This is a genomic window from Vibrio kyushuensis (assembly GCF_050337325.1).
GTDB lineage: Bacteria > Pseudomonadota > Gammaproteobacteria > Enterobacterales > Vibrionaceae > Vibrio > Vibrio kyushuensis.
Window position 1 is genome coordinate 448,156 of the sequence record NZ_JAKJSV010000003.1, and the last position, 23,291, is coordinate 471,446.

Consider the following 23,291-nt stretch of genomic DNA (forward strand, 5'->3'; position numbering starts at 1 on the left):
TAGCTAATTTCACTAGCATTAAGTTTAGCTGTTGAATTAGCAGCTTATATAAAAGGATAGAACCATGAAATACGGCTATTTCGATAATGAGAATCGTGAATACGTCATTACTCGCCCTGACGTTCCAGCACCTTGGACTAACTACCTAGGTACTGAAAAATTCTGTACAGTAATCTCCCATAATGCCGGTGGTTACTCATTCTACAACTCACCAGAATATAATCGCGTCACTAAATTCAGACCAAATGCATCGTTTGATCGCCCAGGACACTACGTTTATCTACGCGATGATGAGACGGGCGATTATTGGTCAATTTCATGGCAGCCAGTTGCTAAGAGCTTAGATGAAGCAAACTACGAAGTTCGACACGGTCTTTCTTACTCTAAGTTCAAGTGTGAATACAACGGTATTACTGCTGAAAAAACTCTGTTTGTTCCAAAAGGCGAAGATGCAGAAGTTTGGGATGTAGTCATTAAGAACACATCAGATAAACCACGTACTATCAGTGCCTTCTCATTTGTTGAGTTCTCTTTCAGCCATATTCAATCAGATAACCAAAACCACCAGATGTCACTTTACTCTGCTGGTACTGAGTACAAAGATGGCGTTCTTGAATACGACCTTTATTACAACACTGACGACTTTGAAGGCTTCTACTACCTAGCCTCTACGTTCGACCCAGATTCATATGATGGTCAACGTGACAGCTTCTTAGGTCTATACCGTGATGAAGCAAACCCGATTGCCGTTGAGAAAGGGCAATGTTCAAACAGCGCACAAACTTGTTATAACCACTGTGGTTCGCTGCATAAGCAATTTACTATTCAGCCAGGTGAAGAAGTTCGTTTTGCTTACATCTTAGGTATTGGTAAAGGCAACGGCGACCGTCTACGTACCAAGTACCAAGACTTAGCCAATGTTGATGCTGCATTTGCTGGCATTAAAGATCACTGGAATGAGCGTTGTGACAAATTCCAAGTTAAATCACCAAATGAAGGTCTAGATACCATGATCAATGCTTGGACTCTATACCAAGCAGAAACCTGTGTTGTCTGGTCGCGCTTTGCATCCTTCATTGAAGTGGGCGGTCGTACTGGCCTTGGCTACCGAGATACTGCGCAAGATGCGATCTCAGTACCGCATGCAAACCCAGAAATGACGCGCAAACGTCTTGTTGATCTTCTACGTGGTCAAGTAAAAGCGGGCTACGGTTTACACCTATTTGATCCTGATTGGTTTGATCCAGAAAAAGCGGATGTCGTGCCATCTAAATCTCCAACTGTCGTTCCGACTCCATCTGATGATGACAAGATCCACGGTATTGATGATACCTGTTCTGACGATCACCTTTGGATTGTCCCTACCATCTGTAAATATGTGATGGAAACTGGCGAGCACAGCTTCTTTGATGAAGTGATCCCATACGCAGATGGCGGCGAAGCAAGTGTTTACGAACACATGAAAGCTGCCCTAGATTTCTCTGCAGAATATGTTGGTCAAACGGGTATCTGTAAAGGTCTACGTGCCGATTGGAACGACTGTCTAAATCTGGGCGGTGGCGAATCATCAATGGTTTCATTCCTGCACTTCTGGGCACTTCAAGAGTTCCTTGATCTAGCCAAGTACCGCGGTAACGACGCTGATATTGCAAAATATACCGAAATGGCAGCTAACGTTCGTGAAGCGTGTGAAACACACCTTTGGGATGATGAAGGTGGTTGGTACATCCGTGGTCTAACTAAAGACGGCGACAAAATTGGTACGGCACAACAAACTGAAGGTCGTATCCACCTTGAATCAAACACATTGGCTGTTCTATCTGGCGCTGTATCTCAAGAGCGCGGTGAAAAAGCGATGGATGCGGTTGATGAAAACCTTTACTCAGAATATGGCTTGCACCTAAATGCACCGTCATTTGCAACGCCAAATGATGACATTGGTTTTGTAACACGCGTATATCAAGGCGTTAAAGAAAACGGCGCGATCTTCTCTCACCCTAACCCTTGGGCGTGGGTTGCAGAAGCAAAACTTGGCCGTGGTGACCGTGCAATGAAATTCTACGATGCACTTAACCCATACAACCAGAACGACATGATTGATAAGCGTATTGCTGAACCATACTCTTACGTTCAATTCATCATGGGTCGTGATCACCAAGATCATGGTCGTGCAAACCACCCTTGGTTAACAGGGACATCAGGTTGGGCTTACTTTGCGGTAACGAACTTTATTCTTGGCGTTCGAGTGGGTTATGAAGGTTTAACGGTTGATCCATGTATTCCAACTGACTGGCCTGGCTTTGAAGTGACGCGTCAATGGCGTGGTGCGACATACAACATTAAAGTTGAGAACCCAAGCTCTGTGAGCAAAGGGGTGAAGTCTATGACACTGAACGGCCAGCCTATTGAAGGTGCTCTTCCAATACAACAAAACGGCAGCGTTAACGAAGTTATTGTCACTCTAGGTTAATCAACAGACCAACTCTAGTTGCTACTTAAAGTCAGCCTCTAAACTCATTTAGGGGCTGATAGATCAAGTGGCTAAAAGGATTTAATTATGATCAAATTTGGTACCGGTGGCTGGCGCGCTTTTATTGGCGAAGAGTTTACCAAAGACAACGTTCGTCTTGTCGCTCAAGCACTTTCCAACATCATCAATAACGAAAACGTTGCTGAGAAAGGATTCATTGTCGGTTATGACCGCCGCTTTCTCTCTGATAAAGCGAGCCGTTGGTTTGCTGAAGTTTTAGCGGCCAACAATATTCCTGTTAGCTTTATCGATAAGTTTGTTCCTACCCCTATCGTTATGTTCCAAGCAAAAGAGATGGGATGTGCTTATTCAGCCTGTATTACTGCTTCTCATAACCCAGCAGATTACAACGGTATCAAGATCTTTATCGAAGGTGGTCGCGATGCAGATGAAGTCATTACTGAAAAAGTGGAAGTACAAATCAATCAGCTGACAGCTTCTGATGTTAAATCGGTTGATTTTGAACAAGCTCTTAATGATAAATCGGTTGTCATCATTAACCCAATGAACGCCTTTGTTGATTCAATCATTAACTTTATCGATATCGAAGCAATTAAAAAAGCCAACCTTAGAGTGTTGATTGACCCGATGTTTGGCGTGGCTAAAAACGCTCTGCAAACAGTACTGATCAATGGTCGCTGTGATGTTGATGTAATTAATGATGGAAAAAACCCTGACTTTGGCGGATTGATGCCATCACCGAATGCATCAACCCTATACCGTTTAAAGCACTTAGTTGCCGCGGAAGGTTATGACATCGGTATTGGCACCGATGGTGATGCAGATAGACTCGGCATCATCGATGAAAAAGGTAACTTCATACATCCAAATGAAGTGCTTATCCTGCTTTACTACTACTTGCTTGAGTACAAGGGCTGGAAAGGCTCTGTTGTTCGTAATATCGCAACCACACATATTCTTGATAAAGTCGCTGCCGACCATGGTGAAAAGAGCTTTGAGGTTCCTGTAGGCTTTAAGCATATTAGCTCACAAATGGAAGCGGATGATTCGCTTATCGGTGGCGAAAGCTCCGGAGGCCTAACCATTCGCGGTCATATTCTAGGTAAAGATGGCGTATTTGCATCTAGCTTACTGGTTGAAATGATCTCAGTAACAGGCAAGAAGCTGTCCGAGATGCTTGATGAGATTTACGGAAAGTATGGCTACGCTTATACCGCTGAAGGTGACTGTACCTTCAAACCTGCTGAGAAAGAGGCGCTTTACAACAAGATATACGTAGAAAAGCAGCTGCCAGAATTTGAATATGAGATTGAAAAAGTTAGCTACGACGATGGAGCTAAAGTGTACTTTAAGAATGGCGGCTGGGTGATAGCTCGCTTCTCAGGTACTGAGCCTCTATTAAGAATTTTTGCAGAGATGCAAGACAAAGACACTGCCGAACGTGTTCTTCAACAGGTAAAAAGCTTCTTGTCTCTTTAAGTCTTAAAAGATATAGCTCTTTAAAGATCAAGCAAGACAGTGATTACCGAACTTCACGCTCACTTTGAGCACCCTATAGGTGGAGAACACTTGCCCGGCGAAAGCCGGGCTTTTTTGTGCCCACGAATAAAACCTAATTGATACGCAGGCTGTAGTAACCGACTACTACCACTAGATGTAAACGAATTGTTAACTTAGTTTCTCACTTACCCTAAATGGAAATTAAAATATGGCACGTATACTCATTCTTGCTGGTGATTTTGTCGAAGATTACGAATTGATGGTTCCTTTCCAAGCGCTCGGTATGGTTGGACACAGCGTCAGTGTCGTGTGCCCCGAGAAGCAAAAGGGCGACACCATAAAAACCGCGATTCATGATTTCGAAGGCGATCAAACATACACAGAAAAGCCCGGTCACCTGTTTACTCTCAATGCAAACTTCTCTGATGTATCATCGGCTGAGTATGACGCACTAGTCATTCCAGGAGGAAGAGCCCCTGAATACTTAAGATTAAATTCTCAGGTCATATCACTGGTACAAGCCTTTGCTGTGCAGAAGAAACCAATAGCCGCTGTTTGCCATGGGGCACAATTGCTCGCGGCTGCCAATATTATTGAAGGACATTCTATTTCGGCCTACCCCGCTTGTGCGCCGGAGATTAAGTTAGCGGGTGCTCGCTACGCTGAATTACCAATGGATGAGGCCATCACTGATGGAATTTTTATTACAGCACCCGCATGGCCAGCTCATCCGAGTTGGTTAGCACAATTAAACCAATCACTGCTTTAGACTAAAGACGTAGTGAGTTATTAGAAAAAAGCACTAAGCTGACGTCATAAGGTTGTCAATGGAGTGAACCATGTGTGAGATATATTCGGGTGCAGAAGATAAACTTTTTGAACTGAAAACACGTTCAGTACGAATCGATGGGGTTGTCACCAGTATCCGGCTTGAAGCGGTATTTTGGAAAATTATTGAAGATATTTCAGCTGAGTCTCATATCTCCGTTGCAGAGTTTCTAACTCGCATCTACAACGAAGTCATTCAACGAAGAGGTGAACTAGGTAACTTCACCTCTTTGTTGCGTGTTGCCTGTACCACTTACTTAAATGGAGGTAAGAGAATTAATGTGTAAGTGAGGACTCGTTTTTGTATCCTGTATAAGCCAATTCGTTAAAACGCCAAGATACCTTGTTCGTCAACGTTAACCCTGACGGTTTGCCCAATAGATAAAGCTTGAGATGAGCTCGCAGTTAATTTATTGCCATTCACCTTAATAACGTAACGACAATGGTCCCCCATAAAATGCTGCTCTTGTATGCGGGTATCACTCTCTTGAGCCGCTTCAATTTGTATATGTTGCGGACGAAGCAATAACTCACAATCTTGATTCACTTCGATAGCATTTTTGGCAATTGCTTCGACTGTGCCTAGCACTGTTTCAAACTTATACTCAGAAACACGAGTCGCAGGTAAGTAACTTCCGCCACCTAAGAAATCAGCAACGAACTTACTTGATGGATGATAGTAAAGCTCAGATGCCGTCCCATATTGCTCAATAACACCATGATTCATTACGGCCATTTTGTCTGAAAAGGCAAACGCCTCTTCTCGGCTGTGAGTAACAAAGATAGCAGTAACACCTTGAGATTTGAAAATCCGTCTGATCTCAGCAATCAATTCATGACGTACTTGAGTATCAATATTTGAAAACGGTTCATCGAGCAGCAATAAATCAGGCTTATAAGCCAATGTACGAGCAATAGCGACACGTTGCTGCTGCCCACCAGAGAGTTGATGAGGAAACCTGTCACCATAGTCAGAGAGATGAACAAGTTCCAACATCTCTTGGACCTTGCTTTCTTTTTCTTCTTTGCTCGCCTTTCTTAAGCCAAATGCAATATTCTCTTTCACAGTTAAGTGAGGAAACAAGGCGTAATCTTGAAAGATCATACCAATATTACGCTGCTCTGGTGGCAACCAGTTCTCACCATCATCGATGGTCATGCAATTAAGGCTCATTACACCTGAACTCAATGGCAATAATCCTGCAACGGCTTTTAGTAACGTCGTTTTTCCGCAACCACTGGCTCCTAGCAAGCACACAATCTCGCCGTGGTTTACTTCCAAAGATAACTGTTCGAGCACCGTTTGAGTTTCGTACTTACACGTTAAGTTTTGAATAGAAAGAGCACAACTCATCAGTGGGTTTTCTCCAAAGAACGGTTAACAATAATAAGCGGAATTAATCCCACTAAAACTAATAATACAGCAGGCATAGCTGCTAATTCCAAATGCTCATCTGATGCAAAATTAAAAACATACGTTGCTAAAGTTTCAAAGTTAAACGGTCTTAATAATAGTGCAGCGTTAAGCTCTTTCATCGATTCGATAAACACCAATAAACCAGCAATCAATGAACCACGACGGATCAATGGGAAATGGACTCGCCAAAGCATTTTATTGGTATTGCACCCCATTGTTCGTGCTGCCATATCTAACGATGGCGGTATTTTACTTAGGCTACTTTCAATACTACCAATAGCAACTGCCGAGAAGCGGACAACTAGAGCAACAATAAGCGCAAACATTGAACCTGAGAAAACCAGTCCAGGGCGATTCCACTCCATAAACCTAGCAATGTCGTTGACAAAGTGATCCATAAAGATCACCGGAACTAACACACCAATCGCTAATACTGTTCCCGGTACAGCGTAGCCCATTGAAGAGAGTCTCATGTATGCCAAACTACGATGACTAGGGCTAACACGATGATTGAAGTTAACAACAAGCGCTATAAATACGCCGACAATAGCGGCGATCGTCGAGACCTGTAAACTGTTGATAGCATATTCTCTAAACTCTGCCGTCCAACTCTGTTCAAAGTACTTATAAGCATAAATACAGAGTTGCATTAAAGGCAAAATAAAGGCAATAGAAACAATTCCCCAACACCAAGTGAGTGCCGCCCACTTCTTCCAACCAGTTAAGCGGTAGCGAAAATCTTCACGGCTACTAAATTGATTTTGAAATAATTTTTGTTTTCGACGGCTATATCGTTCTGCACTGAGCAATAAGATAACGATCATCAACATCATGGCGGATATTTTGGCCGCCGCATTGAGGTTTGAGTAGCCCAGCCAAGTGTCATAGACGGCGGTTGTTAATGTGCTTACGGCGAAGTAACTCACTGTACCAAAGTCACCAATCGTTTCCATAGCCACAAGTGATAGGCCAACTGCCATAGAAGGACGCACAAGCGGTAAAGAGATACGTTTAAAACTCTCCCAAGGGGTACACTTTAAAAGTCTTGCTGACTGTAGCAGCGAGACGTTCTGCTCCATGAATGCAGCGCGGCAAAGAAGATAAACATAAGGATACAACACCAGCGACAAGACAATAGTCGCGCCGGTTAAGGTGCGAATATCAGGGAACCAGTATTCACCAGGCCCCCAACCTGTCATATCACGCAGAAGAATTTGAATTGGCCCTGCAAAATCGAACCAGTCAGTGAAGATATAGCCAATGATATAACCCGGCATTGCTAAGGGAAGCACCAATGCCCATTGAAGAATTTTTTCACTAGGCAGCCGGCACATTGCCATAAACCAAGCACTTGGGATACCAAGCACTAAAGAGAGAACCATAACACCAACCGTCAATACAACCGTATTGTAGACATACGTTGGCATAACGGTGGACATCAGATGTGAAAAAACCTCATCGGTGTCACCCATTGAGGTATAGAAGATAGCTAAGATCGGCAAAACCAGCAGCAAAGCTAGGCTTGCACTACTGGTTTTCCATATATAATTTTTTTCGTTCATCGCCTAACTACAATAAGGCTGTATGAAACATAAACGCGATTGCAAATACATCTCATATCCTTTTGAAAAACAGGGGTACTTTATACCCCTACTCCTCATCAAAGGTCAAATTTCACTTCATCAAGAAGTCGAATTGCCGCTGAGTGATAAGATGCAATATCGTCTAAAGAAACAGCATCTGATTTAAATTCACCCCAAGAGGCTACAAGCTCTGAAGGTTTAACTTCTGCTTTTACTGGGTACTCATAGTTTACTTCAGCATACATACCTTGCGCAGTATCATTACTTAAAAACTCCATCAACTTCTGAGCATTCTCTTTATTTGGAGAGTACTTAGCCATTGCCATACCAGAGATATTTACATGAGTACCTTCAGCATTTTGGTTCGGGAAGTTAATGTAAACCGCATCAGCCCAAGCTTTTTGCTCTTTATCGTTAACCATTTTACCAAGGTAGTAGCTGTTACCTAAAGCAACATCACATAGACCTTCTTTAATTGCTTTAACTTGCGCACGGTCATTACCTTGAGGCTTACGTGCTAGGTTTGATTTAACGCCTTCTAGCCACTCTTTCGTTTCTGCTTCACCGTGGTGAGCAATCATAGAAGAAACAAGAGAAACGTTGTAAGGGTGCTTACCACTACGAGTACAAATCTTGCCTTTAAACTCAGGCTTAGCTAGGTCTGCGTATGTAAAATCATCACCTAGACGACCAACACGGTCACGTGATGAATAAACAGAACGAGTACGAGTCGTCAGTGCAAACCACTCATTATCTGTATCTTGGTACTGAGCTGGAATATTTGATTCTAAAACTGGGCTATCAACTTCTTGTACTAAGTCTTTCTTGGTCAGTTCAGCAAGGCGGCTGATATCGACTGTTAAAATAACATCAGCAGGGCTTAAATCGCCTTCTCGAGCTAGAGTCTCTGCAAGACCTTTCTTAGCAAACTTCACATTTACTTTAATACCAGTCTCTTTAGTAAACTCATTAAACATTGGCTCAACCAAGAATGGTTGACGGTAAGAGTAGACGTTTACTTCTTCAGCAAAAGCCATTGCTGTTGGAACTAGAGCGCTGCATGCTAGTGCAGAAAGAGTTAGCAGTTTTTTCATCAGTTCAATCCTTTACATCGTAATGATAATGTTTATCAGTTGCATTATTATATTCATGAAACTTTTAATTACAATAATCTTAGTCAAAAAAAACCGACATTTTTGGGAAATTTCCCCCCATCACTTTGTAACAAAATATTATATGAATTAAGCAATTACCATAAACCTAGTGAATACCTGTTTTATTCCCAATAAAAAAACCTGCCAACAAGTGACAGGTTTTTCTAGTCAACCATCTCTATTTATCTAATGTTTTAACCATCTAGATAAACAGCTTGAGGTGCTTATTTTACCGTAACAAACTCAGGGTAAGCACCAACACCACAGTCGTGCATGTCCATACCTTCTTGCTCTTCGTCTTCAGTAACTCGAATACCCATTGTTGCTTTTATTACACCCCATACCACAAGGCTTGCACCAAATACCCAAGCGAAGATAACCGCTGCGCCAAGTAGTTGAGCACCAAACGTTGCATCACCATTACTTAGTGGCACAACCATTAGACCAAAGAAGCCACATACACCGTGTACTGAGATAGCACCTACTGGATCATCGATTTTCAGTTTATCTAGAGCGATGATACTAAACACAACTAGCGCACCAGATGCACAACCAATAGCTACAGAGTAAAGTGGTGACGGTGATAGAGGGTCCGCAGTGATTGCAACAAGACCAGCTAATGCACCGTTAAGAATCATCGTTAGGTCTGCTTTACCCCATGTTGTTTTACATACAAGTAGCGCAGCGATTGCACCAGCCGCAGCTGCAGCATTCGTGTTTAGGAAGATTTGACCTACCGCTGTTGCGTTTTCAAAATCAGAAAGCATTAGCTGTGAGCCGCCGTTAAAGCCGAACCAACCAAACCATAGAATAAATGTACCTAACGTTGCTAATGGTAAGTTAGAGCCTTGAATTGGGTAGATTTCGCCTTTCTTACCGTACTTACCTTTACGAGCACCAAGTAGTAATACACCTGCTAGAGCCGCTGCAGCACCTGCCATGTGAACGATACCAGAACCAGCAAAGTCACTAAATCCAGCTTCAGATAGGAAACCACCGCCCCAAGTCCAGTAGCCTTCCATTGGGTAGATAAACGCTGTTAGAACAACAGAGAACACTAGGAAAGACCAAAGTTTCATACGTTCAGCAACCGCGCCTGAAACTACTGACATTGCTGTAGCAACAAATACGACTTGGAAGAAGAAGTCAGACTCTAAAGAGTGATCCGCACCTTCGCCTTGTGTACCTATTAATGCGCCAAATGACGGTAAGTAGCCACCAGCGTTATTATCAACATACATGATGTTGTAGCCAACCAGTAGGAATGTTGTACAAGCAATCGCATACAAACAGATATTTTTAGTTAAGATTTCAGTGGTATTTTTTGAACGAACTAAACCAGCTTCTAGCATGGCAAATCCGGCTGCCATCCACATAACCAACGCACCTGAAATGAGGAAGAAAAAAGTGTCTAGTGCGTAACGTAGTTCCGTTACTGTTGTTAATAATTCCATAATATTACTCTCCAATCCTTTGAATCTTTAAAGTGCTTCAACGTCCATTTCACCAGTACGGATACGAACCGCTTGGCTAAGGTCATACACAAAAATCTTGCCGTCACCAATTTTTCCGGTTTGCGCAGCTTTGGTAATCGCTTCTACAACGCGATCTACATTTTCTGCTTGAGTTGCAATTTCAAGTTTTACTTTCGGTAGGAAATCAACTTGGTACTCTGCACCACGGTATAATTCGGTATGTCCTTTTTGACGACCAAAGCCTTTCACTTCAGATACTGTCATCCCTTCAATACCTGCATCAGCAAGTGCTTCACGTACGTCGTCGAGTTTAAATGGTTTGATTATGGCGTTAATTAGTTTCATCGTACCCTCTCTAGGTCATTAATCCTTTAACTGTTGCTTTCTATAATCCAAGGTACGTGCCAACTATTTAACTTATTGTATTTTAAGGAGTTACATTATTATCAACTTTATAAAACAAAAAAGGCGCACCAACTTGGTGCGCCTTTTTCACTATAACAATGCATTAACATCTCTCTTCACCATGACGGTGCAGACGATCCATTTTTAGCGCATTATTCTATATCGTTGATCATGCACCCGACTTTTCAGGCTCACTTTGAGTCAAGTCACGCGTACTGCTACGCTTTGTTTGCATTCGGTACACTAACAGAGCCAGTAGTAATGCCGGAATGTAGACCAATTGCTTAGCAAAACGTTGATTCGGTTCTTGAACAGCGAGGATAACCTCATCAAAGTCCAGTCCGGCTTTTTCTGCAATACTTCCCCATCCAACCATATCAATGACGGTTTGACCTTTGTCATTTTCCTTAAGCATTAAGCCAGTTCCATCAAGGCGTTGCATGCCTGTTCCTTCTGAAGGAATATCTAACACTACGACTCTCTGTTTCTCTTCACCTCTAAACGTGGTGGTACTAATGTGCAGTCTTAAACTCTGATTATCATCCAATCTCTCGATAACTTGAGCAATCTCGCTTGCAGGTTGATCGACAAACTCTGGCGCATAACGGTTTTGCCAGAAGTCAGGACGAGCTAAAGAGAATGCAGCAACGATAAGCAGTAAAGCTTCAACGCGAGTATTACGTGCGAAAAAGTAGCCTTGCATAGCTGCCGCAAAGAAGCACATGGCGATGAGCGTTGTTAAGAAGATGAACGCAGCGTGCCAGAAACTGTCTATTCCTACCAAAATAATATCGGTATTGAAAATAAACATGAAGGGCAGAACAGCGGTCAGCATCGCATACTTAAAGGCTTGAATACCTGTTTTGATCGGATCTGCTTTTGATATTGCAGAAGCAGCAAAGGCAGCTAGACCAACAGGTGGCGTAATATCGGCCATAATACCAAAGTAAAATACAAACAAGTGAACAGCAATCAACGGTACAATGACACCGTGCTGCGCGCCTAAGGTAATAACCACTGGCGCCATCAAGCTAGATACCACAATGTAGTTCGCGGTCGTCGGTAAGCCTAAACCTAGTATTAAACTGATCACTGCAATCAGAACCAGCATGACAACAAGACTTCCGCCCGAGAGTATTTCTACAAGTTCAGTCATCACAGGCCCAAGGCCTGTAAGCGTTACCGCCCCCACAACAATACCCGCAGCTGCCGTTGCAACACCTATACCGATCATGTTGCGAGCACCGGTTTCTAAACCACTTTTTAGATCGTGAGCACCTGCTTTAAAGGCATCAAAGTAGTCGTTACTCTTTCTGAAAAAAGAGAACAACGGCTTTTGCGTCAGCAAGATAAAGATCATAAATGCGGTCGCATAAAAGGCAGATAGACCAGGAGACAGTTGCTCTACCATCAAGCACCATACTAAGGTCACGACAGGTAGCAGAAAGTGCAAACCAGACTTAACTGTTGGGCCTAACTCCGGAAGTGATACTACGGGTTGACTCGGATCATCGACTTCCAAGTCTGGGTATTTCGCACTGTGAGCCACCAAGCCAATATAAGCGGCCAAAACTAAAATAGAGACAACAAATACCGCCATGCTTCCTAGCGCAGATTGAATAAATTGAAGACCAAAGTACACCACGCCAGCTAAAATGAGTAGGCTTGATAGCGTGATCCCTGAGCGTAGTAAACGTATCTTCCAAGGTGCAGGCTCTTTTGCTCGTTTAATGCCTTGTAGATTCGCTTTTAATGCCTCTAAGTGCATGATGTATAGGAACGTAAGGTAAGCAGCTATTGCTGGAACAAAGGCATGCTTAATTACTTCAACGTATGGAATCCCCACATACTCCACCATTAAGAAAGCGGCCGCTCCCATTATTGGTGGCATGATCTGCCCATAACAAGATGAAGCAACCTCAACCGCACCCGCTTTAGATGCTGGTAAGCCCATACGCTTCATTAGCGGAATAGTAAACGTACCCGTTGTAACAACGTTAGCAATGGATGAACCTGAAATAATACCGGTCATCCCTGATGCTAAAACCGCTGCTTTTGCTGGCCCGCCACGCATGTGACCTAGTAGCGCAAACGCCACCTTAATAAAGTAGTTACCCGCGCCCGCTTTTTCTAACAGAGCACCGAATAGAACAAATAGAAAGACAAAACTGGTAGATACGCCAAGCGCAATACCAAACACACCTTCGGAAGTGATCCATAAATGACTCGCGGCTTTAGCTAACGACGCGCCACGGTGTGAAATAACTTCTGGCATCATTGAGCCAGCAAAAATATAAAACAGAAAAACGCCCGCGACAATCATCAAAGGTGGACCTAAAGATCGGCGAGTCGCTTCTAGCAATAACATTACCCCTAGTACCGCAGCCACTATGTCCATAGTGATAGGTGCACCTGGGCGAGTTGATAGTTGCTGATAGAAAACAAAAAGGTACATTGCACATGCTGCGCCTAATAAGCCCAGTGCCCAGTCTTGTAGTGGCACTCTATTTCGAGGTGAGCTTTTTAGTGCGGGGAACGCTGTAAAAGATAAGAAAATAGCAAATGAGAGATGAATTACTCTCGCTTGAGAATCGTTAATAATGCCAAAATTTAGGATAAACGGGAGTGGTGAGGCATACCATAATTGAAATAGTGCCCAAGTCAGAGCGACCACCGAGATAAGCTTACCGCTTAACCCTAATGGCTGACGTGCCCCTGAATCGGCATTCGCTGCCAATTCTTGTAATTGCTGAGATGTCTGATTACTTTGCATAACACTGCTTCTTTAAGAGGAAGTCACCTTTGCCAATGGGTTAACTTATTAAATGGGAGGGATAAATAAAGCAGCACCTAAGTGCTGCTTATTCAGTAATTAAAGAATTAAACCCGCTTCTTTAAAGTACTTAGCAGCACCATCATGTAGAGGCGCTGTATTACCTTCTAGCATCTCTTCTGCCTGAATTGCAGCGAAGCCAGGGTGCAGACGACGGAAGGTGTCTAGGTTTTCAAAAACAGCTTTAACTGTATGGTAAACCGTCTCGTCGTTTGTTTTTGCGCTCGCAACCACTGTCGCTTTAGCACCTAATGTCGTTACAGACGCTTCGTTACCGCGATACATTCCAGCAGGTACATCATACGCAACGTAGTAAGGTGTGTTTTCTATTAGACCCTTAATTACATCATCATTGACGCTAACTAGGTTTGTATCACATGACGTTGTCGCTTCTTGGATTGCACCATTAGGGTGACCAACAAAGTAAACCATTACGTCAATTTTGTTATCACACAACGCTTGTGCTTGCTCAGCAGCTTTCAGTTCAGACGCTAGACGGAAATCACTACGATCCCATCCTTTTGCATCCATAAGTACTTCCATAGTCGCACGTTGACCAGAACCTGGTTCACCGATATTGACACGCTTTCCTTTAAGGTCATCAAAGGTCTGGATATCGGCATCTTTACGAGCAACGACCGTGAATGCTTCAGTATAAATAGAGAAAACACTTCTCAAATCTTCATACTTTCCAGCATTAGCAAAAGCACCTTCACCGTTGTACGCATTAAACTGTTGATCAGATTGCGCAACACCAAGATCGAGCTCGCCAGCACGAATGGTATTTAGGTTGTATACAGAGCCGCCTGTACTTTCAACATTACAACGCAGACCGTGTGTATCACGATCTTGATTTATTAGTCGGCAAATACCACCGCCCGCTGGATAATAAACACCAGTTACGCCACCAGTACCGATTGTTAGAAAGTCTTGTGCTTGAGCAAGGGGAGCAGCAAGTGCCACTGTAAATACTGCTGATATTAATGATTTCTTGTTCATTATATTTCCTTTTATTTATGACATTAATTAACCCAAGTTCAACCATATACAAATGAGTTATAGCTATCCGTAACTTGTGAACGCCATGTTATCGATGGTTTTATATATTACAAGCATGACAAATCCGAATTTAATTCCTACTTATCTTTCAATCTCTCAATATATAAAGAGTTTTTTCTCACCAACACCTGTTTTTTACCATTTTGTTTCAAATTGAAACAGCGTGACAACTATCACGAAACAATTATAAATACAAATTCAAACCCATTTGTTATTTGTATTTATAACAGCAAAACCATAAACTTACTGACAATTAATATATGAATCAAGGCCCTCTTTAGCGGCAATTGGTTGGCAGATATTATTCATTATATGAATTCATTACGCTTTATAGTGCATCCACCAGCAGTGTTAATAATTGCCAGAGATTAATAACAGGTTTTCATTACATTTTAAGGATGTTTAATAAACTTAAATAAGAATATATCCATAAGTGTTTTCAATGTAATTTTAAGGATTGAAATTTAGATAAGTAATTCACATGGTATGAATTAATAGTAACGTGATATTTAGTCGATAAATCGGGTTATCATGGAAATAAATTAGCTAGATGACAAAGGGGAAGTTCAAGTTTAGACAAGTAATATCCTTATTAACTTGCCGCTTATATTTAGTCTATCTATACCCTAAAAATTCAATCCAACGCTCAATAAGAAGTTCAAAATCATCAATACCACAACCGGCAGTACTTTCGCAGTTATAAAAATGAAATTCGCTTCCCTCTTCAAGTTCATCTCCATGGCTTAAGACGTTTTCTTGAATGGTGACTTCGTCAGATAAAATTACCAACGAAATTTCGCTACCCAGTAATGTATGCTCTTTAGCGGGTTCCGCTTTCGATTGAGCAATTAACTGTTCGACCTTAGTAAGATTATCTCGATGTTTGCCTATCTCATCTTGCAACCAGCGACCAACGATTTCATGCCCCATGCTGCATTTAACATAGTACTCGCCCATTAAGGTGTTACGTGTAAATTCAAATTCCATAATGGTTCCTAAAGAGACTGTTAAGAAATGAAGGCGGATTATATAGTCATTTATAGATGCCGACTAGTTACTAGAAAAACAAAAGCTGCACCAAACCGGCACAGCTCTTAAACGACCAAGTTAAAAACAGTGATTTACTTGTTCGCCGCTACCTTTTTAAGCTCAGGTACTTGATAAACTTCCATCGCATCAACATCCGGCCCGTACGCTCGAACCATGAAGTGCCAGTTATCCTCAGGGGTATTAATGTAATTCATTCCATTAACTCGACACTCTTCAGCACCAAACATGATTTCAAATGAACCATCCTCTAACGCAATAAATTCTTTATGTTCAGTACCAATGGCGTTAGGCGCTTCTCTATAATTGGTCATCAAGTAACGATCGTGGCCATAGACCGTTACCGAAGAAAAGTCGCTGTATGGGACAGGAGCAAACTTGCCGTAGTAGCAATCGCCCCCTTTCGCTTCTGGGAAACCATTGGTATACATTGCAGCGGTATGGTGTGACAAACCAAACGAGTTTGCTACGACATACACCTTATTCTCCCAATTCGGTACATCGTCTTGAGAATACTCAACCCAACCAAAAGGAGTATCTAGCTTCTGAAATTGCTCAATAAACTCACCACGCATGGTCAGCATGAGTTCGGAATTCACAGGAACAATGTGTAGGTCGGGCTGCCCATCCGTTTCAATTTTCATCTTTGGCTGAAGGTCAGCAGCTATATATGCCGCATCTTCAACTGTTGCGTCAGTACCAGTACGAACACCAACAAGTACATAGTCCGTATCAATATCTTCTGATTTAAAATGGTACTCACCGCCACCGTTCTCATACGCGACAAACACATGATTAAAATCTTGAACCTGTAACGATATGAATCGATCGCTAACGTCAGGTAAGGTTACCGTAAAATCATGACGAGCATCGACAACGGCCATTGAATAGAGGGTGTCTTGGTTCGGTGATACAACCCAAACCATATCCTTCGTCGTAAAGTCTTGAAAATGAAAGAAAGTATTAATGCCGACTTGAGACTGGAATAAGTTGGCAAAAAATTGGTGCTCCATGTGAATATACTCTATGGCTGATACGCCCCACTTTTTCACTGGATCAACACTCCAACTTTCGCTGTTGATCACTGGGATATTATCACCTAGTAATGGGACTTGTGCATCAGCTACCGTCATCAAAGGTAATGCCGCTAGTGTCGCGATTAATGTTTTCTTCATCATGAACTCACTTAAGTATTGGATTAAATAAACACCGCCAATGTATACTAACCAAATGGAATGAAAAGTGACCTTTTAGACAGGGTGACTTTCCAATTTGGAATAGTATTGTGACTATGATTGATGAAAGACGTCTATTTAAGATGGACTTTAACCTGTTGTTACTTTTGAAAATCCTTGGTGAAGAGCGTAATAGTCGTAAAGCTGCCGAGCGAATGTTTGTGACTCAGTCAGCCATCAGTAAGGGGCTAAAGAAACTGCGTGAACAATTTGATGACGAACTCTTTATTCGCCATAAAAGAGGGATTGAACCCACCGAATACTGTGAGCGTTTATTGGTTCAGCTTCCACGTATCATCGATTCAATTTCAGGATTATTAGATGAGAAACTCGATAGCTTCGAACGTAATTATGATGGCGTTATTTGCCTAGCGATCAGCCCTACTTTCTATAAACCTTTTAGCACAGAGATCCTTAAGCACTTTCATGAAAAGGTTCCTAACGCTACGTTAAAAATTGTTAATTGGAGCTGGCAGACCGAAGATGATTTAATCAATAAGCATATACACGTTGCCATTAATTACTACCCTCTTGATATATCGAAAGAGATCACGCAAAAACCAATCAGCGATGTAACCTTTAAGCTATGTGTTCGAAAAACACACCCGCTTGCACAGCTCACTCCTACATTAAATCAAATTGCTTCTTTTCCAATTGTTGTCGCAATCCTCCCTAGCTACGCCAGCCGTGAAAGTCATATAGAGAGAATACTGCTAGATGCAGGGCACAAAACCAAAGTCAGTTTTCAATCGGATCAAATTGCGCTTTGTTATGAGAAACTAAAGATCAGTAATGGAATTATGCCAATCCATAGCAGTGCTGCGGTGGCTCTTCCTGAAGAGCTGACCTTAATTGATATTGAGCAGCAAGAGATTGTGCCGATCAATAAAATGGGGATTTATTACTCAGCTCCAACTGAAGGAGCAAAGTTAACTCGGTGGGTTGCCCAAGAGGTTACTAATGTGATTAAAAAACTAAGCTAAGCTAAGCACATTAGGGCTAGAGTTAAACAAAAAAAGACCTCAAATAAATTTGAGGTCTTTTATCACTTTATGAGGCTAGTTTAATGATTAAGCAGGTTCTTGGAAGATTACCGTGTCTGCTTTATCTGTGTACTCGCTCATTGTATGGAAATTTAAGTAACGGTATGTATCCGCTGCTGTCGCGTCAATCTTCTGAGCGTACTCTAGGTACTCTTCTTTAGTCGGAATACGACCAAGGATTGCGCCTACCGCTGATAGTTCAGCAGAAGCAAGGTATACATTTGCACCTGTACCTAAACGGTTCGGGAAGTTACGAGTCGACGTAGACATTACAGTCGCAGCGTCAGCTACACGTGCTTGGTTACCCATACATAATGAACAGCCAGGAGTTTCAATACGTACTCCAGCACGACCGAAGATACCGTAGTAGCCTTCTTCTGTTAGCTGATCTCTATCCATCTTCGTCGGTGGAGCAACCCATAGGCGAGTATTTAGTGAGCCGTTAAACTCCTCTAACATCTTACCTGCCGCACGGAAGTGACCGATGTTCGTCATACAAGAACCGATGAACACTTCTTGAATCTCTGTACCTTGAACGTCAGACAGTAGACGAGCATCATCTGGGTCATTTGGTGCACATAAGATCGGTTGATCAATATCAGCAAGATCAATCTCAATTACGTGTGCATATTCAGCGTCAGCATCAGCAGACAGTAGGTCTGGTTTCGCTAGCCACTCTTCCATGCCAGTAATACGGCGCTCTAGAGTACGAACATCGCCATAACCTTCGGCGATCATCCACTTCAGCATAGTGATGTTAGAGTTTAGATACTCTTCAATAGACTCTTTAGAAAGCTTCACTGTACAACCCGCAGCTGAACGCTCTGCCGATGCATCTGAAAGCTCAAACGCTTGCTCAACTGAAAGATGTTCAACACCTTCAATTTCTAGCACTCGACCAGAGAATTCATTGATCTTACCTGCTTTTTCAACAGTAAGAAGACCTTGCTTGATGCCGTAAAGAGGAATCGCATGTACTAGGTCACGTAGAGTGATACCAGGCTGCATTTCACCTTTAAAGCGAACCAAAATTGATTCAGGCATATCAAGAGGCATCACACCAGTTGCAGCAGCAAATGCTACTAGACCAGAACCTGCTGGGAATGAAATACCAAGAGGGAAACGCGTATGTGAATCACCACCTGTACCAACAGTATCAGGCAGAAGCATACGGTTTAGCCATGAGTGGATAACACCATCACCTGGACGCAATGAAACACCAGCACGGTTCATGATGAAATCAGGCAGTGTGTGGTGAGTGTTAACATCAACAGGCTTAGGATAAGCAGACGTGTGACAGAAAGACTGCATTACAAGGTCTGCAGAGAAACCAAGACAAGCGAGATCTTTTAGCTCATCACGCGTCATTGGGCCGGTTGTATCTTGAGAGCCTACGGTTGTCATCTTAGGTTCGCAGTACTGACCTGCACGAACACCCTCAACACCACAAGCTTTACCAACCATCTTCTGAGCAAGTGTGTAACCTTTATCAGAAGCAGACGGATCAATTGGTTTCGCAAACAGATCTGTTTCTTCCAAACTTAGTGCTTCACGAGCTCGGCTTGTTAAACCACGACCGATGATTAGAGGAATACGACCACCAGCACGTACTTCATCAAGAAGAACTTTGCCTAGCTCGAAACTTGAAATGTCTGCGCCATCTTTACGAACAACACCTTCATATGGGTAGATGTCAATCACATCGCCCATGTTCATATCTTGTACGTTTAGTTCAATCGGTAGTGCACCTGAATCTTCCATTGTGTTGTAGAAGATTGGCGCTATTTTACCACCTAGACAAACACCACCAGTGCGCTTGTTTGGTACGTAAGGGATATCATCACCCATAAACCAAAGTACAGAGTTGGTTGCAGACTTACGCGACGAACCAGTACCGACTACATCACCAACGTAAGCCAGTGGAATGCCATCTTTTTGCAGATCTTCGATTTGATTTAATGGGCCAACGTTACCTTGCTCATCAGGCTTGATGCCATCGCGTTCCATCTTCAGCATTGCTTTTGCGTGTACTGGGATATCAGGGCGAGACCAAGCATCTGGAGCTGGTGATAGGTCATCGGTGTTCGTTTCACCAGTGACTTTGAATACTTTAACGGTAATTTTTTCCGCTACTTTTGGTTTTGATGTAAACCAGTCAGCATCAGCCCAAGATTGAAGTACTTGCTGTGCAGACGTGTTGCCTGCTTTCGCTTTCTCTTCAACATCATAAAACGCGTCAAACATAAGCAGGGTATGAGACAGCGCTTTTACAGCTAGAGGAGCTAAATCTGCGTCTTCAAGTAATGAGACAAGAGATTCAATATTGTAACCGCCTTGCATAGTACCAAGCAGTTCAGTCGCTTTTTCACGGCTCACGAGCGGAGACGTTACTTCGCCCTTAGTGACGGCTGTTAAGAAGCCCGCTTTTACATAAGCAGCTTCATCAACACCTGGTGGAATGCGATTCTCGAGTAGATCAAGAATGACTTCTTCTTCCCCTTGAGGAGGGTTTTTTAATAATTCAACAAGTCCTGCGACTTGTTCAGCATTTAGGGGCCTAGGTACAACTCCCTCAGCAGCACGCTCTTCGACGTGTTTACGGTAGGCTTCAAGCACGACTTTTTCCTCTCATTGCGGTTCATCCTTAGCAATAAAAACTAGGAGTGAACATCCTTGGAAACTTGGCTCTCCATTGCCATAGAAGTCATTCAATTGAATTGATGAGCAGCGCCAGAGAGGCCAAACTGTGGGACGCAGGATAGCAAATTTAACCTAAAATTAAAATCTTATCATTTTGACCAACATAGCAAGTTAAGACTAAAGTTGGGTGATTTTATGAATTTAACTCGGCGTTTTATTACTTAAACGTTGTCCCAATGATTAAATATATTGAATCGTAATTCTGTTCAGTAAACCCATAACCAAACATTATTGGTCCTATTGGAGAGTTAACGCCAACAAAGACGGAAGCCGCTTGATATAAGGGCGCATCTTGGATATTGATATTAGGATCAGACCAAACGCCACCATACTCTATCGAGCTTCCAAGATAGAATGGCGAGCTAAATAATCCAAAATCATTGTCAAACCAACGGTATCGATACACTAAGCTTGTATAAGCTAGATTTTGACCCACTAAGCTATCTCTTGGGATACCAGAAAGGTTAAGGAATCCACCAAGTTCTTTTGGATCAATGGGCAGTGACTCATTCTCTGCTTGAGTTAACCCCATATCGAAATTAGCGACTAAAGTATGACGATCATGGGTATAGGCACCGATAAATTTAGCACTAATTTCTTGGACAGTATCATTAGATTGACTCAAAGAACTGCCTAAGCAACTCGATTCGCCCCTTGCTTCATCTTGAGATACTAAATACTCAAAATCGGCATAAATACCAGATCGCGGCATGCTGAAATCATCGAGTGTATCGTAACGGTACCCAACAAAAGCCCCCTGTCGTGTAAAGTCTAAATCTCCACACGAAGGTAATGTTGATAGTTCTGCATAACCCTGAATATAACGCAGCCCTACTTTAAATTCTCTCCACAATGCTTCTTGATAACCTAATGCAAGCTCCCCTTTCCACTCTCGATAAGTAATCGGCAGATAGTCTTTGGTCGTATCTAGTGTTGGCTCAGATACAGGGCCACTTTTAGGCATATTCCGTTTATCATTACTGTAGCTCGCCCCCATCGTAGTGAAGATTTTCTGACTGGACATAAATGGAGAGTAAAGCTCGGCCTCAATTAGCTTATCTGTACCCATCTCTAAATTGAGCATTAACTCAGCGCCATCAGAGTTAAAGTCGGTAAAATTACTAGATACACCCAGAGAGTATTGGCTGTCGGTAGTGAAATCATCCTCTAAGAAGAAACGGAAATTAACGTAATTCGGCCCCCACGATTTTTCATTCACATCGACGATCAGTATATCGTTGCCTTGCTCATCTTTATCATATTCGTAAGTAATAAGCTCAAAGCGGTCTAACGCGTATAGGTCCTGAACACTTGCTTCAATCTCTTCTGTTGTCAGCGCTTTACCTTCTTCTAGCCCTAAACGAGAGCGCAGTAACTCTTCACTGTAGTGAGTGTTATTATTGATGACGATGTTATCTACAGTAACTTCATCACCGTAGACTAGTGTTTTACGCGCTTCCTGCTTTTTTTCTACGTAAGCTTGATAGTCACCGGAAGAAAGAGAAAGGCGAGATAACCTTAGAGACTCTTCCATCGCGACTTCATATCCTTCTAGGTAGGCACCCGGCATTTTTTTAAATTCAGTCGTTTGCATCTGACCGACATCCGGCTGAAGGAAGATATCTTTATCGGTTAATGTTTCCTGCTGCAAAACGGTACTTCGACGAACAAGATAGTTAGAAAGCTGATCAGCAACAGTCAGAAATGAACTAAACTCTTCTTCATTTTTATAATCACTACTGATATCGATCGCAATTACAATATCTGCACCCATTTCTCTCGCGATATCAACCGGCATATTGTTGGTCACGCCGCCATCGACGAGCTGTCGCCCATCGATTTCGTATGGAGGAAGCACACCGGGCACAGACATACTCGCCATCATGGCGTCAACAAGATATCCCTCACCAATAACAACAGGCTCTAATTCGATAATATCCGTCGCAACAGAGCGAAAAGGAATAACCAGATCATCAAATGAGTCTAATGGTGGAAGATTGCCTGAGGTTTCACGTAGTATTCGCAGCATGTTCTGTCCTTGAACCACCCCCCTAGGGACTTTAACTTCACCCCAACGCAGCCCAAGATCGGTGTTTATTTGGTAACGATCTTCATACTCTTTATCTCGAATTCGTCTTTCGCTTCGATCGACGCGATCCCGGTAGCCATGGTTCCACTCTACCGAGTAAATTAAACTCTCGATTTCATCGGCACTCATACCTGAAGCGTATAAACCACCAACATAGGCACCCATACTGGTACCTGTAATAATATCGATAGGAATATGCAGTTCTTCTAGCGCTTTCAATACGCCAATGTGTGCGGCACCTTTGGCACCGCCTCCTGCAAGGACTACCGCTATTTTTGGTCTTTCATACTTTTTCTCTACTGGCGCAACTTCATTTGCCCATGAAATAGAGCAAGTTGAATACGCGAGTAAAACCGAAAAGCTGAATAGAAAACGCACAACATTAATCCTTTAATTGCTTGAAATAGCTTGAGATAACAAAAAGCTAAATTG

The 23,291-nt window shown here is 42.6% G+C and carries 16 protein-coding genes; 5 read left to right on the forward strand and 11 right to left on the reverse strand.

Annotated elements, in window-relative coordinates; translation table 11 throughout:
* Positions 1 to 64 precede the first annotated feature (64 nt).
* From L4D20_RS08435 to L4D20_RS08450, 4 genes are all read left to right on the forward strand, one after another.
* Positions 65 to 2,470: a glycoside hydrolase family 94 protein gene (locus tag L4D20_RS08435; RefSeq protein WP_428801135.1), complete on the forward strand. Its 2,406-nt coding sequence runs from the start codon at positions 65 to 67 to the stop codon at positions 2,468 to 2,470.
* Between the two features lie 87 nt (positions 2,471 to 2,557).
* Entirely contained in the window at positions 2,558 to 3,970 is a 1,413-nt protein-coding gene (locus tag L4D20_RS08440) for a phosphoglucomutase/phosphomannomutase family protein (protein WP_428801136.1), read from the forward strand.
* A gap of 229 nt (positions 3,971 to 4,199) precedes the next feature.
* Positions 4,200 to 4,760, forward strand: coding sequence for a DJ-1/PfpI family protein (locus L4D20_RS08445; RefSeq protein ID WP_428801137.1), 561 nt, complete (start codon positions 4,200 to 4,202; stop codon positions 4,758 to 4,760).
* Positions 4,761 to 4,830: 70 nt separating this feature from the next.
* A complete protein-coding gene (locus L4D20_RS08450; RefSeq protein WP_428801138.1) occupies positions 4,831 to 5,106 on the forward strand; it encodes a ribbon-helix-helix domain-containing protein in 276 nt (91 codons plus the stop codon).
* Between the two features lie 38 nt (positions 5,107 to 5,144).
* On the opposite strand, the gene L4D20_RS08455 is transcribed toward L4D20_RS08450, so the two are convergent.
* The 9 genes from L4D20_RS08455 to L4D20_RS08495 all read right to left on the reverse strand — a co-directional run bounded on the left by L4D20_RS08455 (position 5,145) and on the right by L4D20_RS08495 (position 16,970).
* Positions 5,145 to 6,173, reverse strand: a complete 1,029-nt coding sequence (locus L4D20_RS08455) for an ABC transporter ATP-binding protein (RefSeq protein WP_428801139.1) — start codon at positions 6,171 to 6,173, stop codon at positions 5,145 to 5,147.
* A complete protein-coding gene (locus L4D20_RS08460) occupies positions 6,173 to 7,798 on the reverse strand; it encodes an ABC transporter permease (RefSeq protein ID WP_428801140.1) in 1,626 nt (541 codons plus the stop codon). Before L4D20_RS08460 ends, L4D20_RS08455 begins: the two co-directional genes overlap by 1 nt.
* Before the next feature lie 98 nt (positions 7,799 to 7,896).
* Positions 7,897 to 8,913, reverse strand: a complete 1,017-nt coding sequence (locus L4D20_RS08465; protein WP_428801141.1) for a Fe(3+) ABC transporter substrate-binding protein — start codon at positions 8,911 to 8,913, stop codon at positions 7,897 to 7,899.
* Between the two features lie 284 nt (positions 8,914 to 9,197).
* Entirely contained in the window at positions 9,198 to 10,427 is a 1,230-nt protein-coding gene (locus L4D20_RS08470; protein WP_428801142.1) for an ammonium transporter, read from the reverse strand.
* Between the two features lie 27 nt (positions 10,428 to 10,454).
* Positions 10,455 to 10,793, reverse strand: a complete 339-nt coding sequence (locus L4D20_RS08475; RefSeq protein ID WP_428801143.1) for a P-II family nitrogen regulator — start codon at positions 10,791 to 10,793, stop codon at positions 10,455 to 10,457.
* A 229-nt stretch (positions 10,794 to 11,022) separates the two neighbouring features.
* Positions 11,023 to 13,626, reverse strand: a complete 2,604-nt coding sequence (locus L4D20_RS08480) for a TRAP transporter permease (protein ID WP_428801144.1) — start codon at positions 13,624 to 13,626, stop codon at positions 11,023 to 11,025.
* Positions 13,627 to 13,725: 99 nt separating this feature from the next.
* Positions 13,726 to 14,685 (reverse strand): TAXI family TRAP transporter solute-binding subunit, encoded by a 960-nt coding sequence (locus tag L4D20_RS08485; protein WP_428801145.1) that lies wholly within the window; start codon positions 14,683 to 14,685, stop codon positions 13,726 to 13,728.
* Positions 14,686 to 15,360: 675 nt separating this feature from the next.
* Positions 15,361 to 15,732, reverse strand: a complete 372-nt coding sequence (locus L4D20_RS08490; RefSeq protein WP_428801146.1) for a YacL family protein — start codon at positions 15,730 to 15,732, stop codon at positions 15,361 to 15,363.
* A gap of 134 nt (positions 15,733 to 15,866) precedes the next feature.
* A complete protein-coding gene (locus L4D20_RS08495; RefSeq protein WP_428801147.1) occupies positions 15,867 to 16,970 on the reverse strand; it encodes a DUF1214 domain-containing protein in 1,104 nt (367 codons plus the stop codon).
* 113 nt (positions 16,971 to 17,083) lie between these two features.
* Here L4D20_RS08495 and L4D20_RS08500 point away from each other — a divergent pair, with 113 nt between their 5' ends.
* Positions 17,084 to 18,010 (forward strand): LysR family transcriptional regulator, encoded by a 927-nt coding sequence (locus L4D20_RS08500; protein ID WP_428801282.1) that lies wholly within the window; start codon positions 17,084 to 17,086, stop codon positions 18,008 to 18,010.
* Positions 18,011 to 18,097: 87 nt separating this feature from the next.
* On the opposite strand, the gene acnB is transcribed toward L4D20_RS08500, so the two are convergent.
* Positions 18,098 to 20,686: a bifunctional aconitate hydratase 2/2-methylisocitrate dehydratase gene (gene acnB / locus L4D20_RS08505; protein WP_428801148.1), complete on the reverse strand. Its 2,589-nt coding sequence runs from the start codon at positions 20,684 to 20,686 to the stop codon at positions 18,098 to 18,100.
* Between the two features lie 241 nt (positions 20,687 to 20,927).
* Positions 20,928 to 23,237 (reverse strand): patatin-like phospholipase family protein, encoded by a 2,310-nt coding sequence (locus L4D20_RS08510; protein WP_428801149.1) that lies wholly within the window; start codon positions 23,235 to 23,237, stop codon positions 20,928 to 20,930.
* Between the last annotated feature and the right edge of the window lie 54 nt (positions 23,238 to 23,291).